Here is a 14,099-nt window from a genome sequence, read left to right as displayed (position 1 = left end):
TCGAGCCATTTATGGTTCGATCTTTTTATTTATGTCTTTTGTCTCCTTACTCTACAAGATTAAATATATATTCGGAATTTGTGGTATGATCCGGATTTATTACAATCAAATAATCAGGGAATACCTCTAGCGACCCAAATTGATACCCATTGATACGCACAATATGATTAGGGCTATCCTTTTTCTTTTGAATCTGATAAGGATATTTACCAATCGACCCTTCGTTATTATAGAAAGAGCTTCTTTCTTTCGACTCACAATCTGCTTTTGTATAATAATCTACAACAACACTGTCTTTCTCGAAATTTAGGACGTTGTATGTTGTAATCAGACATCCTCCATCAATGAACGATTTACAAGCTTCACTCACTACAATCGAGTATTTTTTACCTTCAAGAATATTACTTTGAGCAAAACCTAAAACAGAATAAAAAATCAGCCCTAATACGGTTAAGACAGATTTCATCTTCTTTCGCTTCTGAAATTTAATAGCAAAAGGTAATCGCTTACCGCATCTTGCAGAATTGTAGGTAGAGGTTTATCTGAAGGAATAACTTTCATTTCAAAAACTTTACCTCCTTCTGTGTAAATCCCTGATACTTTGTCTAACTCCAATTTGCTGTTTTCAAATTCGCGATACTCTTTATTTTCAGAGCTTTTCATCGAAACAAATTCTAAGCGGCTAATCATATCGTTCACTTTGTCGTATAACAACCATACATAAACTTTATTCTTATCCTCTTCTAAAATTCCGTTTCTTCTTATTTCAACTATTTCAATCTTTTCATTATCAAGATGAAATAGCAACTTATAACCTGGCTTAACCATAATCTAACAACTTTATTTATTACTTACTTTTTTCTTTCGTCTTCGTATATTTATAACTATCAAGGCCACTGCCTAATAATAGATCCTCTATAAAGGTAAATAGGTGTAGACCTATTCTATCTCTAATCCGTATGTTTTTCCTTTCTCTGTTGCGGGTACTCCCGTTTTCATCCATACAGGAGCAGCTTCTCCCTTCAAATAATGATCGAAAAATTGTTGTAAACGAATACTCAAATCTTTACAATTGCGACGCTCCTTAAGATTATGAGCTTCATTATTATATTGAAGTAACCAAACGGGTTTATGCAATCTTCTTAAAGCCATAAAATATTCGATACCCTGATACCAAGGCACAGCCCCATCCTTATCGTTATGCATTATAAGAAGAGGTGTATTTACCTTATCGGCAAAGAAAATAGGCGAATTCTCTTTATATAAATCTGGAGCTTCCCACATAGTAGCTCCTATACGCGATTGCGTTTGTTCGTACTGATATTGACGGCTTCTTCCTGTTTCCCAGCGTATTCCACCATATGCACTGAACATATTTGAGACAGGAGCACCCGATCCGGCAGCTTTAAACATATTGGTGCGGGTAACAAGATATGCTACTTGATAACCTCCCCAACTTTGCCCTTGTATTGCCATATTATCACGATCTATCCACTCGCTTTTCGCTAATTCTTCGACTCCCGAAACAACCGAATTATAGGCACTCTCTCCTGGATGTCCCGTTGTATATTGAATATCAGGCGTGAATACAATATACCCCCTGCTACAATAGAAAGGGATATTTATAATAGAACGACTAGGTGCAGGTGGTGAATATTGATAGAGATTATCTGAATGCTTTTCATAAAAGTAAATCATCAAAGGATACTTTTTATTTGGATCGAAATTCTCCGGTTTATAAACAATTCCTTGAGATTGCTTCTTATCAAAAGTAGTCCATTCCACCAATTCGGCTGTACCCCAATTATAGTCTCTCATTTGAGGATTAATATCCGATAGCTTAGTTTCGGTCTTCCAATTATTAGATGTCACAAATAAATCGGGCGAAGTATTAAAGCTGCTCTTAGCAAATAAATATACGTTTTTGTCTTTCGCTTTTTCGGGTGATGAGAATATATACTGATCTAATATCAATGGTTTCAGATTAGATTTCTCTACTTCATAAAACCCATGCTTTTTGCTTGTATTATCGAAAACCGAAAGCAATAGCTTTTCATTATTCTTTATGAATCGGCTCTCTTTATCAGTTTTGATATATCGGAAAGTAAGCTTCTTATCCCGACCTAAGTTTTTAGTTAGATTCTCGGGAGCTTTAATTCCGCTGGGGTCAAGCTTCCATATATCGTAAGCATCGTACACCAGAAAGGCTCCATCATTCTCCAACCAAGCACCAAAACCATAAGAATCGGGAATAGATGGTGTATCATGCTTTTCGTCCCAGAAGTTGATATTCAACTTATCAGTTAAACAAACCTCTTTTCCTGTTTCGAGAGAATAAGCATAATACTGACGGTCGTTTACATCGTACCATGCTAAATATTTGCCATCAGGCGAAAGGTTCAATTCTGCCTGCAATCCCTTCTTTATTTGTTTTTGTGTATGCCTATCTAAGTCTAAAAGCCAAATATCATTCGTTAATCGGGCAGAAATATCCCATTGAGTATCAAAGAGGTAATTCAGGTTAGACGTTCCCACTGCATAACGACCATTATTTTCGTCCGATATACTCACATTGGGCATTTCCTCTGTTGCCAATTGATAGAACGTAAAACCATTATCTAAATCAACATAAGACAAATAAGTTTGTTTTATCTTTTTCTCTAATTCGACCAATTGTTGAGGCTGTATCAAAGGTTCTTCCCAATGCCAAAGATCAAGCTGAGCTTTTTCAAAATCGGGTATAGTTGTATCCTTCGGTAAAACGATAGGTGCAATCCCTAGAAGAAGCCTTTTTCCGTTTTTACTGAATTGAGGATCATAATTCTCACTTACATTCCAATCCTTAGGCATTCCGCTTTTAGTTTTATCAACAATCAGCTTTGCCGAATCAGTATTGGAACTGAAATAAAATAAATCGTAATTCTTGATTTCAGCTTTTGCGCTATCCGATGTCGCTAAAAAAGCAAGCCTCTCTCCCGAATCTGATAATGACGGACTTTTATAAAGTGTTTTTCCTATCGAAACTATTTTCTTATTGTATCCCTTTAGATCGATATATACAACACTCGGTTTATTGATTGAATCCTTAGCCTCAGGTTTAGTAACTATCGCTAAGCCTTTTCCGTTTCTACTGAAAACAAAATCTGAAACATTCTTTACAGAATCTTCTTTTGCTGTATAGATATTACGAACAACCAGAGTACGAGTTTTCTCATCTGTTTTTGCTTTACCTTTTGCCTTAAGCGTATCATCTATTGTATATGCAAGATAGTCAGAGAAATCTTTACCTACCTTAAATGCTTTTACATTAGCTATTTTTATTGCTGAAAGTTTATCAAGAGAAATAATCACCAGCGAATCCTTTGGCAATTTCTCATCAGCGGTTTTCTTTATTTTGGCTTGTCGCGTTACCTCATAAAGAGCTTTTATCTGAGCTACAATATATTTTTGATCGGGTGTAATTGTATATGCATATCCACGAGGAATACTCAATTCTCTTTTACTTTGCAAGTCGCGAATTAAAAGATAATCGTCTCCCTCCTGCTCCTTAATTACAGTAGCAGCATATCTTCCATCATTGGTAATACCCATTGCAGACAGGCTTTTCCACGAATCATAAACAGAATGATCTAGTACTTTTTTTTGGGCAGTAATAGTTAAGGACACGAATAAAATAGCACAGATAGTAAGGTATTTCGAATACACTTTTCGAAGCATAACATATATATTTATCGTTTGACACAAAGTTAATAAAATAAAGCGAGTCAATACCCCTTTAATAGGATTGACCCGCTTACTTTTTTTGAACATTTTGAGCTTAGAACTCCATAGGAACTTCCATCAATAGAATTCTGGCATCATCCGATAAAGATTCTATCGTTAAAGATTCTGTATCCCAGATACCAAGTCCGTCTCTATTATCAAGAACCGTTCCCGAAACGTTGAAACTGCCTTGTATTACCATGGCAAATACACCGTTCGATTTCGATTTCAATTCATATTTTTCGATTACTCCTTTGTCAAAAGAACCAATTGAGAACCATGCATCCTGATGTATCCACAAACCTTGCTCGGTTGGGGTTGGAGATACCACCAACTGGAATGAGTTCTTATGGTTTAAGAAATCCAGAGTCTTTTGTTCATATCTAGGAGTTACATTCTTTTTATTAGGGAACACCCATATCTGAAAAAGATTTACAGGTTTATCTTTTTGTGCATTAAACTCACTGTGCTGTATTCCTGTGCCTGCACTCATTACTTGTATATCTCCCGATTCTATAACACCACCGTTGCCCATACTATCTTCGTGACGAAGACTTCCGGTTAAAGGTATTGTTATGATTTCCATATTATCGTGAGGGTGCGTACCAAAACCTTTACCTCCATCTATGATGTCATCATTCAATACCCGTAAAGCTCCGAAGTGTATTCTTTCGGGATCGTAATAATTTGCAAAGCTAAATGTATGATGGGCATTTAACCAACCATGTTGTGCGTGACCGCGAGTTTCTGCTTTATATAAAATAGTTTTCATAATTGTTTTTCTTTCTTTTAATTAAACATTTGTATGATAGGTCTACGACCTTAGTTGATAATAATAGAAGTCATGGATAATGCACCCGCTACTATTTTATCGTTAAACATACTGGCTTGTTCTCCTTCCGCTTGTAATGCCAAAGCATATATCATCGGAATATAATGATCTAATGTAGGCATTGACAGTTGCGTCCATTTACTTAAAGACTTGTAATGAATTAAAGCACTGTGATCTCCTTTCTGTATTTTCTCTTTAAATAGTTCGTTTAATTCTATAGCCCAATCGTAACCATACTGGGCGTTAAAATCGCCTCCCTCGACTTGCAGCATACGCAGATTATGAATCATATTGCCACTGCCTATAATAAGTACCCCCTTTCTTCGCAAATACATTAATTCTTTTGCCAGATCGTAATGGTATTGCATATCTTTCGTATAATCGAGACTTAGTTGTAATACCGGAATATCGGCTTTTGGATAAAAATATTTCAATACGCTCCATGTTCCGTGATCGAGTCCCCACTCATAGTCGGTTTCGAGATTAAATTTAGAAGTATTTTCCTTTATATCATTTGCCAAGTCGGAAAATCCCTGTGCTTGGTATTGTTGCATATATAATTCGCGGGGAAAGCCATAAAAATCATGAATCGTTTTAGGGCTTTGCATAGCTGTAACAAAAGTTCCGCGAGTTTCCCAATGTGCCGATATACATAGTATTGCCTGAGGATGAGGAATCTCTTTTCCCAACTCAATCCATTTTTGTGCAAACTCATTGTCTTCTATCGCATTCATGGGAGTTCCATGTCCTACGAATAAAACGGGCATCAATGGTGTATCCTTCAGATACGATAGTTGTTTATGTAAATGTTGTAAACTATTTGTTGTCATATTAATCAACCCTCCTGCGTATTATTTGCATTCGAAATAAAAAAAGATCGGCTTTAGCGAATAAGTTGCTAAAGCCGATCAGGAAAAAATTCACTGTCAAAAACTCTCTTATTTGCTAGCAGCTTTAGCTATAATTGTTATTTGCAATTCAATATTGTCATCGATAAACTTGTCTTTCAAGTCAGCGAAAAGGCTTTTCGAACCATATTGAACGTTCCATTGAGTACGGTCAATAGTGAAAGGTACAGTAACAGCTTTGTAGGTATCACCATCTTTTGAGATTTTAGCTCCAAATGTGATGTTCTTTTCTACATCTTTCATCTTCAGATTACCACTTATATTGTGCGTAATAGAGTCATTACCCGCTACCGCTTCTACTTTAGTAATTGTAAAAGTACTTGTTGGGTATTTTTCAACATCAAAAAAGTCTGCACTTTTCAAGTGATTTACCAACATTTCGTTCATCTTTTGATCTGTAAGATCTTCGTCCGCAATAGCGTTCATGTCAATAGTAAATGAACCTGAAGCTACTTCTGTTCCGTTGACTGCCAAGTTACCGTCTTTTATCCCGATAATTCCGTGGTGGCTTCCGCCTGGTTTAGTTCCTACCCAATGGATAGATGATGCTTGTGTATCAACTGTAAGTTGTTGTCCATTGCCGTCAGCTATCGCTTGTGAGTCTGTTCCTTCAATTTTGTTTTTGGGGCTGTTGCTACAAGATACTGCAAGCAACAAAATAGATAATACTAATAAATACGATTTCATAATTGTTTTTGTTTATTATTTCTAATGCAAATATAGATGGAGTTTAATCATTCTCAAAATAGATCTTTTTATACTTATCTATTAATATTTTTATAAATTTGTGTGAACTTTTAAGCTGATGAAAATATTGAATGATATACTTTCAAGTTGTAACAGGCTATTGTTATTATGCTTAACAAGTAAATAAAAAGGTCTGAGACCTTATTATAACGTATTAATACTCGTTTTGTTTACTCTTAACGGTATTTAATTGCTGTTATATCAATAAGTATTAAATAGATATACGTTCTTAAATCAATTTATAGGATGATTATTCACAGTTTTACAAATGACTATAGCGAAGGTTGTCACCCTTCTATCCTGCAAGCTTTAACCGAAAGTAACCTTATACAACAATCGGGATATGGAGACGATGCCTATACTTTGAGTGCAATCCAATCAATTAAAAATAAAATTGGAGATGATAATGCAGAGGTACACCTCATTTCAGGAGGTACATTAACCAACTTATTGGTATTAGCATCCATACTTAAACCGTTTGAGTCTGTTATAGCTGCACAAACAGGACATATAAGCACACACGAAACAGGGGCAATAGAAGCTACCGGTCATAAGATAGAGGAAGTGATTACTTCTGATGGAAAGCTAACGCCAGAACTTATCAAACCCGTTCTGAATAAATTTCCCGAATATCATACCGTTAAACCAAGAGTTGTTTATATTTCGAATTCAACAGAGATAGGAACAATATATAATAAAAAGGAGTTAACCAATCTATCAGAGTTCTGCAAAGAGAATAATCTTATCTTATTTATGGATGGTGCAAGACTTCCATCTGCTTTAACTGCTGCATCTAATGATCTAACATTAGTCGATGTAGCTCGTCTAACTGATGTATTTTACATTGGTGGAACCAAATCGGGAGCTTTGTTAGGGGAAGCTGTGGTTATAACAAACGACACGTTGAAAAAAGATTTCAAATATCACCAAAAACAACGTGGAGCCATGATGGCAAAAGGTCGTGTGATTGGTATTCAATTCGATCAACTACTAAAGGATGATCTTATATTCAAACTAGCTGCTCACGCTAATATTTTAGCGACAAAGATTAAAGATACTGTGAAAGAATTAGGCTACTCTTTTCTTACAGAGTCAGACTCCAATCAGATTTTTCCTATCTTACCAAATAAAGTAATTGATAAGCTGATTCTGAAATACGGTTTCTATGTTTGGGAACCCGTAGATGCAGACAATTCGGCTGTTAGACTAATAACTTCATGGGCAACACCCGAAGATAAAGTTGATCTATTTATTCACGATCTGAAAGAAATATCTAAGATATGGTAAACCTCGAATGGTATAGAACTTTTAAGGCAATCTATCAAAATGGAACACTTACAAAGGCAGCTCAGGAATTACTTCTTTCTCAACCCAATGTAAGTGTGCAATTAGCTGCATTGGAAAGCTATATCGGTCATGCTTTGTTTATCCGATTGCCCCGAAAAATGGTTCCTACCGATTATGCAAAGCAGCTTTATACTCAGGTGGTAGAGCCTCTAGACAATCTGGAACGTGTTGAGGCTGAATTTAAAAAGTCTATCTTAAGTAAGACTACAACAATAAGATTAGGTAGTCCTGCCGAATTTTTCAGTGTGTACTTAGCTCAAAACCTAGCTCAACTAAAATCATATTTAGTAGTTCAATATGGACTTGCTTCTGATCTGATTGAAAAGCTTGTAAATAACGATCTGGATATTGCCATAATTACACAACGCAATACTATTCATGAATTTATCACTTACGAACCTCTACTAACCGAGACATTCAGCATTGTTTGCAACCGCGATTTTGATTCTTCTGAATTTGACAGTTTAGTGGAAACCGAAGATTTGGACGAGATTGAGAGATGGTTACAAGCTCAAAAATGGTATGCTTACAATAGTAATCTTGTTTTGATAAGAAGATTCTGGCGCGAGAATTTCAAGAAACGACCTTTATTAAGATTACAAGCTGCTATCCCCGACAATAATTCTATACTGGAAGCTGTAGGACACAGCGACGGACTGGCTGTATCATCAGACCTCATTGCAGGTAAAGCTTTGAAAGGGGGATTAGTTCGCATTCTTTGGCAAGGTATTCATCCAGCAAATAACGAAATATACTTAGCCTACGATAAAACAAAAATAGAGCCTAAACTATTAGATGAAATAAGAAACTTCGTCACTCTCAGCCTCCAAGATTTTAAGGTTTAATACCTTTTTTATAGCAACCTCCCTTAATAAAGTCGTCATTTTCCTTTTTTATCTATAAGGAAAACCATTCCTTATGCTGACTTTATTTATCCTCTGCATTTTTATAAATTCATCGGGCATCCTTTTAGGTAAAATACTTACTGAAAGTAAATATTTGGCTTTAAACCGTTTTTCAGATAAGCTCGACAGGAAACCTTTCAACTGCAAACCTTGCCTTACTTTTCATCTTTTGTGGATAATCTATACAATAGTATCCATTATAATATCATCACTCATATTTTGGGTAGTAGGGGTATTTTTTGCCTTAGCCATATTCGGTGTATTGCATCTTAATGATAAATCGAAAATAGTAAAATAAGGCATCAACTTTTTTTCAAATTCTAACTTTTACTCAATTATATTTATGACACAAAACAACGTAACAAATAAAACCGAGACCTTAAAAGAAAAGGTAATCTCACTTATTCAAGAAGTAAATACTACACATCGATACAGTATGAGCCGTATCTACGGACTCTACAATGAGGCATTTACAGTAGCCGAAACACCTCAATCGTGTGCGAGCTGCCTGATACGTAAAGTAAATCAGCTAAAATCGTGGTTGGCTGAACAACCCGAAGAAAAAGAACAACCCGATTCAAGTGAGACATTACAGCCTCTGCCAAAAACACGAGGACGAAAAGCAAAACAACGCTAATGCATTTACTTACTATGCAAAAAAGAAGGTTTACTCTAATTGCATAGTAAACCTTCTTTTTTTATGTGTTGTATATACTTTCAGCTAAGCGATGAAAACTGTATGAAATTATAAAGTTCAAAAACACGCCTACGGGTAATATCTGCTCTCTCGCTTGCAGCTATAACTCCCCAAACAGTTCCACCTCCCATTGCCTCATAAGTTTGGTCTTTCATTCCCGAAATCAATTTTTTATCGCTATCTCTCAAATTGATCCAATTTCGCTGACTTGTTCTCAATAGAATTTTATTCTCTTCATTTAATATATTCAACAATACTTTATAGTATTTATTAAGTAGCTTATCATAACCTTGCTCTAAATAGTAGGAAGCCTCTATCATTCCCAAAGTTGAGTAATCTTTGTCTAACATAGCTCTCACTTCTTGCTCCAGATGTGCTGTATCTTGTTCAAACTCTACCTTCTTATCTTCTAACCATTGGAAATCCTGAGCGAAAAGACCATTACTAAAACAGCCTAACCCTATTAATATAAACAATATAAATTTCATTATTTTTTGCTTTATATATAACTAAAGAAAATCAAGGTAAAGCTATAAATATTAATTCAAAATTGAATATCCGATAATAAGATAGTGCATTAGTGATACTATTTTAATTACTTTTGTATTTGTAGTAATAAGGTCTCGTACCTATTTTAATGTTTGAACGAATATAGCAACAAAAGCTTGTTGTGACCTCGCAACACAACATTAAATTCTTTTATGAACTTAATAGACAGAGGTCGGCGACCTCCTCAAATATGAGCAATAACGGATTAAGCAAAATACTGGGATTTCTAGGATTAGATAAAACCGGAAATAATGAGCACAGCACACCAGATAATTACTCTTCTCTTTACTCTGAGAAATTAAGAGATGCGCTACACCAACCGGCAGGTGCAGAGAAGGCTAGTGCATTGAGGCTTTTATTAGAAGAAATAGAGAAACAAAATACAAATTCCGCAGAGGAATCTCCCGAACAAAAGGTAGATCGTTACAGTAGTGCAGGAGTAGCTTATTCTGAGTTACAGCAATACGAAGAAGCTCTATCCTATCATGATAAGGCAATAGAGATAGCAAACAATAGTCCGGCGCTTTATTACAACAGAGCAAATACCTATAACAAATTGGGTGAATACCAAAAAGCTATTATTGACTACAAAAGAGCCATAGCTCTAGACCCTGAAAATGCCGATTATCACTGTAATCTAGGATATACTTACGACGATCTGGGTATGTACGAAGAAGCCATCGAAAATTACAATAAAGCGATTGATATAAATCCTTACAATACAATCAATCTAAGTTGTAGAGCTGCAGCATATGTCAACTTGAAAGAGTACGACAAGGCTATTGCTGATTATAATCAGGCAGTGGAACTTGATCCTTTCGATCCTCAATTATTTTTTAATCGTGGACTAACATTAGCCAATCGTGGGGAAATAAAAGAGGCTCTCAAAGATTTTGAAGAATGTATTAATATTGATCCAGAGAACCAATTCGGACAGAAAGGAATGGCTCAAATGGCAATTCAACAACTGTCAAACATAGGGCAACAATAATAAATAAAAAAGCACCTTGAAATCAAGGTGCTTTTTTATTTATATCATGCTGAATGTTTACGAGTTACTTTTTTCAGCTGCTTTAGGGCGTGCTTCTTTTATAATCTCTCGACGATCTGTTCTATATTTTTGTTTCAAACCTTGTATTTTTTCTTTTTGAGCTTCGGGAGCAATACGGCTCATTTCTACCGCTTTCTTTTCCTTTACGAAGTTAGATTTCAAATCATCCAATTTTGCAGTAGTAGCAGCATCTAGATTCATTCGTTTTCCGCCTCTACCATTTCTTCCTGAATTCTTTCCTGCTCTATTTTCATTTCTTGATCTTTTCTCTACTCTATCCTTCCATTTCACTTGTTGCTCTGGAGTTAGTATTGCCATAAAATCAGACTGCTGACTTTTTCTTAATTCTCTTTGTTGACTTCTTAGAGTATCATTCTTTGTCTTAAAATCCTTAGATAGAGATTTCACCTTTTCTTGTTGCTCAGCAGTAAGATTCAATTCTTCTAGAGCTTTCGACCTGTCTCCTCCTCTACGTCCGCCATCTCTTCCCTGAGCTGATAAACCAAATGAAACGCTTGCTAATAGTGCTAATGATAATAATATTTTTTTCATATTCTTTTTACTTTTAATTGTTTATGCATCTTTGACGACACAAAGAAGCATAGGTTTAATATCCTCACATTCTTTAACTAAGAATAAATACAATTTCGATGTAGCTTTTTCTTTATTAGAAAGAGCTTTACAAAGATTTATCAACATATTTAGAAAAATACATTTTAACTAAAATCAAAAGAAAAATGCGCCACCGTCTAATTTTATAGACAAAAATTAGAGAAACTATTGTATGTCTAAAAAATTAGACATACATTTGCTTCATAACATCGAAAATTATGCAACTGACAAAAGCTGAAGAACAAATAATGCACATACTCTGGACTTTAGAAGAGGCCACAGTACAAGATATACTAAAAGAGTTCGCTAAGGACAAACCTGCACGAACTACTATTGCTACTATATTAGGGATATTAGAGACTAAAGAATTTGTAGCACACCGAACTGATGGACGGTCGAATGTTTATTGGGCAATTATCAAAAAAGATGATTATTCGAAGAAACAATTATTCGGCTTTCTTAAAAACTATTTTGACGGATCGTTTTCCTCTCTCACCTCTTTCTTCGCAAAGGAAACCAATTTATCTATAGATGATCTTGATAAATTATTAGAGGAAACAAAACAAGCCTTGCAAGAAGAACAAAGCAAAAAATAAAAACCATGAAAGAACTCATAATATACATTGCTCAATCGGGTATCTGCATAGGAATATTCTTTCTTATTTATAGGATATTTCTGCGCTCCACTACATTCTTTCGTTTCAACAGAGCATTCCTGATAAGTGGTTTGATAGCGTCTTTTATAATACCAAGTATACGTTTTTCATACGATGTAATTTTGCCATTTTCAATATCAATAAATGCAACAGAGATAGCAGAAGCCAAAGAAGCAACTCTAATTCAAAGAATAGATATTTGGATTATTCTGTCTGCCATTTATATAATAGGAGTTACAATACAATTGATTCGTAACCTAACATCGTATCGAAAACTCTTCAAGCTGATAAAATCAGGAGAAGCAAGAGAATACGACAACTACAAGTTAATAGACAGTGTAGAAATAAAATCTCCATTCACAGTACTCAATTGCATTGCTATCAACACAAAAGTCTTAAGTGAGACCGAAAAAGATTTAATAATAAAACACGAAGCAACTCACATATATCAAAAACATTGGATCGATCTGTTATGCAGCGAATGTGCACTATTACTGCAATGGTTTAATCCTCTGATGTGGTTTTACGTGTCATCACAGAAAGAGAATCACGAATTCTTAGCTGACAAGGCTGTTATAGATTCTGGCATTTCGCCAGTTCTATATCAGGCAGCACTTATCAATCAAAGATTTCAGGGCCCAGTGTTTTCTTTCTCCAATTCATTTAATTATCCAAATCAATTAAATCGTTTATGTATGATTAAGAAAGTAAAAACTTCACCTTGGAAAAGAGTAGCTATACTGGCACTCATTCCATCTTTTGGATTATTCTTTTGGGCTTCGGCAACACCTCGTTACATATTTAAATCTATCGAAGATAATCCTTACACTCAATTATCAGAAGTACCTGCGCAAGATTCCATAATACACATAGGTATTTCTACGAATAATAATGAACCTCTGCAAGTTATCGGATATGCAACAGATAGTAACAATACAAATGTGAGTTCCGACAAAGCATTGTATATTATTGATGGCAAAGAATCATCACATCCTACAATGAAAGCACTTGATCCTAAAGACATAGAATCGGTCTCGGTACTTAAGGATAAGTCTGCAACGGAAACATATGGAAGTAAAGGTAAAAATGGAGTAATAATAATTACAACAAAAAAAGAAACCTCCACCCCTCCTACTATGCTTCGTATTAATGTAACAACGCAGCCTGCTGAAGACAACCAAAATCCAGCAGAAAAAACTTCTTCCTCAAAAGGTGAAAATATTAAGATGATAAATATTAAAGCTAATAGCCCTATAATCATCATCGATGGAAAAGAAATCAGTCAAGAGATTTTTCAGGCAATAAATACAGATAAAATAGAAAGCATCAATGTTTTAAAAGGTGATAATGCAGTAGAAGCATATGGAGAAAGAGCCCGAAACAGTGGTGTTATAGAAGTTACATTAAAAAAATAATTGACCTTAAATTATATATAAAAGCTATGGATTTCTGATTTAAAGATGAGTTTTTTATCTATATAGAAAACTCATCTTTATAATTTATGGCTGCACCAAAAGGAAATCAGTTTTGGAAATTAAGAACCAAACACAATCGGAAGGCATTGTTTGAATCGCCCGAACTTCTACTAAAAGCTGCCGACGAGTATTTCGAATGGTGTGATAAACACCAGTGGTATAAGCAGGAGGCTGTAAAATCGGGGTCGGAATGCGGTCGCATTATCGATGTACCTATTAAACGCCCCTACTCTATCAGCGGTTTGTGCGTATATCTCAATTGCAGTCAAAGCTTCTTTAATAAGTTTAAGAAAAAATGCGGAAGTGATTTTACAGAGATCATTAATCGTATCGAAAACATTATAGAAACTCAACAGTTCGAAGGAGCAATAACAGGTATATTCAATACATCAATCATATCTCGAAAATTAGGCTTGAAGGAACAAACGGACATTACATCAAATGGACAATCTATATTCCAGATAGAAGTAATAGATGATAAAACGAAAGAACAACTCGAAAGATTAAAAGAAAAGCTGAAATAAAATCGCCTATCTTTTTATTGCTTTAATATCCATA

At 35.1% G+C, this 14,099-nt stretch carries 15 protein-coding genes; 7 read left to right on the top strand and 8 right to left on the bottom strand.

Annotated features, from left to right (window positions below):
* Window positions 1-46 precede the first annotated feature (46 nt).
* From IR022_RS18625 to IR022_RS18600, 6 genes are all read right to left on the bottom strand, one after another.
* Window positions 47-466, bottom strand: a complete 420-nt coding sequence (locus IR022_RS18625) for a hypothetical protein (protein WP_050709120.1) — start codon at window positions 464-466, stop codon at window positions 47-49.
* The gene (locus IR022_RS18620) at window positions 463-828 is read right to left on the bottom strand and encodes a hypothetical protein (protein ID WP_050709121.1); all 366 of its coding nucleotides are present in this window, start codon (window positions 826-828) and stop codon (window positions 463-465) included. Before IR022_RS18620 ends, IR022_RS18625 begins: the two co-directional genes overlap by 4 nt.
* Before the next feature lie 111 nt (window positions 829-939).
* A complete protein-coding gene (locus tag IR022_RS18615) occupies window positions 940-3,717 on the bottom strand; it encodes a prolyl oligopeptidase family serine peptidase (protein WP_194204857.1) in 2,778 nt (925 codons plus the stop codon).
* 100 nt (window positions 3,718-3,817) lie between these two features.
* Window positions 3,818-4,534 carry a pirin family protein gene (locus IR022_RS18610; protein ID WP_194204856.1) on the bottom strand — a complete coding sequence of 239 codons (717 nt, stop codon included), beginning with the start codon at window positions 4,532-4,534 and terminating at the stop codon, window positions 3,818-3,820.
* Window positions 4,535-4,584: 50 nt separating this feature from the next.
* Window positions 4,585-5,424 (bottom strand): 4,5-DOPA dioxygenase extradiol, encoded by an 840-nt coding sequence (ygiD, locus tag IR022_RS18605; protein WP_194204855.1) that lies wholly within the window; start codon window positions 5,422-5,424, stop codon window positions 4,585-4,587.
* Window positions 5,425-5,532: 108 nt separating this feature from the next.
* Entirely contained in the window at window positions 5,533-6,189 is a 657-nt protein-coding gene (locus tag IR022_RS18600) for a YceI family protein (protein WP_050709125.1), read from the bottom strand.
* A gap of 306 nt (window positions 6,190-6,495) precedes the next feature.
* Between IR022_RS18600 and IR022_RS18595 the strand changes: the two genes are divergently transcribed.
* The 3 genes from IR022_RS18595 to IR022_RS18585 all read left to right on the top strand — a co-directional run bounded on the left by IR022_RS18595 (window position 6,496) and on the right by IR022_RS18585 (window position 9,138).
* The gene (locus tag IR022_RS18595) at window positions 6,496-7,536 is read left to right on the top strand and encodes a threonine aldolase family protein (RefSeq protein ID WP_194204854.1); all 1,041 of its coding nucleotides are present in this window, start codon (window positions 6,496-6,498) and stop codon (window positions 7,534-7,536) included.
* Window positions 7,530-8,441, top strand: coding sequence for a LysR family transcriptional regulator (locus IR022_RS18590; RefSeq protein WP_194204853.1), 912 nt, complete (start codon window positions 7,530-7,532; stop codon window positions 8,439-8,441). The genes IR022_RS18595 and IR022_RS18590 overlap by 7 nt, the downstream gene beginning before the upstream one ends.
* A 403-nt stretch (window positions 8,442-8,844) precedes the next feature.
* Window positions 8,845-9,138 (top strand): hypothetical protein, encoded by a 294-nt coding sequence (locus tag IR022_RS18585; RefSeq protein WP_194204852.1) that lies wholly within the window; start codon window positions 8,845-8,847, stop codon window positions 9,136-9,138.
* Between the two features lie 80 nt (window positions 9,139-9,218).
* On the opposite strand, the gene IR022_RS18580 is transcribed toward IR022_RS18585, so the two are convergent.
* The gene (locus tag IR022_RS18580; RefSeq protein ID WP_194204851.1) at window positions 9,219-9,686 is read right to left on the bottom strand and encodes a lysozyme inhibitor LprI family protein; all 468 of its coding nucleotides are present in this window, start codon (window positions 9,684-9,686) and stop codon (window positions 9,219-9,221) included.
* Window positions 9,687-9,937: 251 nt separating this feature from the next.
* On the opposite strand from IR022_RS18580, the gene IR022_RS18575 reads away from it, so the two are divergent.
* The gene (locus IR022_RS18575) at window positions 9,938-10,738 is read left to right on the top strand and encodes a tetratricopeptide repeat protein (protein ID WP_194204850.1); all 801 of its coding nucleotides are present in this window, start codon (window positions 9,938-9,940) and stop codon (window positions 10,736-10,738) included.
* 57 nt (window positions 10,739-10,795) lie between these two features.
* On the opposite strand, the gene IR022_RS18570 is transcribed toward IR022_RS18575, so the two are convergent.
* Entirely contained in the window at window positions 10,796-11,350 is a 555-nt protein-coding gene (locus IR022_RS18570) for a hypothetical protein (protein WP_194204849.1), read from the bottom strand.
* 278 nt (window positions 11,351-11,628) lie between these two features.
* Here IR022_RS18570 and IR022_RS18565 point away from each other — a divergent pair, with 278 nt between their 5' ends.
* The 3 genes from IR022_RS18565 to IR022_RS18555 all read left to right on the top strand — a co-directional run bounded on the left by IR022_RS18565 (window position 11,629) and on the right by IR022_RS18555 (window position 14,065).
* Window positions 11,629-12,006 (top strand): BlaI/MecI/CopY family transcriptional regulator, encoded by a 378-nt coding sequence (locus IR022_RS18565; protein ID WP_050711448.1) that lies wholly within the window; start codon window positions 11,629-11,631, stop codon window positions 12,004-12,006.
* A 5-nt stretch (window positions 12,007-12,011) separates the two neighbouring features.
* Window positions 12,012-13,481 carry a M56 family metallopeptidase gene (locus IR022_RS18560; RefSeq protein WP_194204848.1) on the top strand — a complete coding sequence of 490 codons (1,470 nt, stop codon included), beginning with the start codon at window positions 12,012-12,014 and terminating at the stop codon, window positions 13,479-13,481.
* Window positions 13,482-13,567: 86 nt separating this feature from the next.
* The gene (locus IR022_RS18555; protein WP_194204847.1) at window positions 13,568-14,065 is read left to right on the top strand and encodes a terminase small subunit; all 498 of its coding nucleotides are present in this window, start codon (window positions 13,568-13,570) and stop codon (window positions 14,063-14,065) included.
* The last annotated feature ends 34 nt before the right edge of the window (window positions 14,066-14,099 follow it).

Origin of the sequence: Dysgonomonas sp. GY617 (assembly GCF_015233815.1) — a bacterium.
GTDB lineage: Bacteria > Bacteroidota > Bacteroidia > Bacteroidales > Dysgonomonadaceae > Dysgonomonas_A.
This window is presented reverse-complemented; position numbering and strand designations above follow the sequence as displayed.

What these genes read in the sequence shown, in the direction of transcription:
- IR022_RS18625 (WP_050709120.1), bottom strand. Translation starts at nt 466, where the DNA reads ATGAAATCTGTCTTAACCGTATTAGGGCTGATTTTTTATTCTGTTTTA.
- IR022_RS18620 (WP_050709121.1), bottom strand. Translation starts at nt 828, where the DNA reads ATGGTTAAGCCAGGTTATAAGTTGCTATTTCATCTTGATAATGAAAAG.
- IR022_RS18615 (WP_194204857.1), bottom strand. Translation starts at nt 3,717, where the DNA reads ATGCTTCGAAAAGTGTATTCGAAATACCTTACTATCTGTGCTATTTTA.
- IR022_RS18610 (WP_194204856.1), bottom strand. Translation starts at nt 4,534, where the DNA reads ATGAAAACTATTTTATATAAAGCAGAAACTCGCGGTCACGCACAACAT.
- ygiD (WP_194204855.1), bottom strand. Translation starts at nt 5,424, where the DNA reads ATGACAACAAATAGTTTACAACATTTACATAAACAACTATCGTATCTG.
- IR022_RS18600 (WP_050709125.1), bottom strand. Translation starts at nt 6,189, where the DNA reads ATGAAATCGTATTTATTAGTATTATCTATTTTGTTGCTTGCAGTATCT.
- IR022_RS18595 (WP_194204854.1), top strand. Translation starts at nt 6,496, where the DNA reads ATGATTATTCACAGTTTTACAAATGACTATAGCGAAGGTTGTCACCCT.
- IR022_RS18590 (WP_194204853.1), top strand. Translation starts at nt 7,530, where the DNA reads ATGGTAAACCTCGAATGGTATAGAACTTTTAAGGCAATCTATCAAAAT.
- IR022_RS18585 (WP_194204852.1), top strand. Translation starts at nt 8,845, where the DNA reads ATGACACAAAACAACGTAACAAATAAAACCGAGACCTTAAAAGAAAAG.
- IR022_RS18580 (WP_194204851.1), bottom strand. Translation starts at nt 9,686, where the DNA reads ATGAAATTTATATTGTTTATATTAATAGGGTTAGGCTGTTTTAGTAAT.
- IR022_RS18575 (WP_194204850.1), top strand. Translation starts at nt 9,938, where the DNA reads ATGAGCAATAACGGATTAAGCAAAATACTGGGATTTCTAGGATTAGAT.
- IR022_RS18570 (WP_194204849.1), bottom strand. Translation starts at nt 11,350, where the DNA reads ATGAAAAAAATATTATTATCATTAGCACTATTAGCAAGCGTTTCATTT.
- IR022_RS18565 (WP_050711448.1), top strand. Translation starts at nt 11,629, where the DNA reads ATGCAACTGACAAAAGCTGAAGAACAAATAATGCACATACTCTGGACT.
- IR022_RS18560 (WP_194204848.1), top strand. Translation starts at nt 12,012, where the DNA reads ATGAAAGAACTCATAATATACATTGCTCAATCGGGTATCTGCATAGGA.
- IR022_RS18555 (WP_194204847.1), top strand. Translation starts at nt 13,568, where the DNA reads ATGGCTGCACCAAAAGGAAATCAGTTTTGGAAATTAAGAACCAAACAC.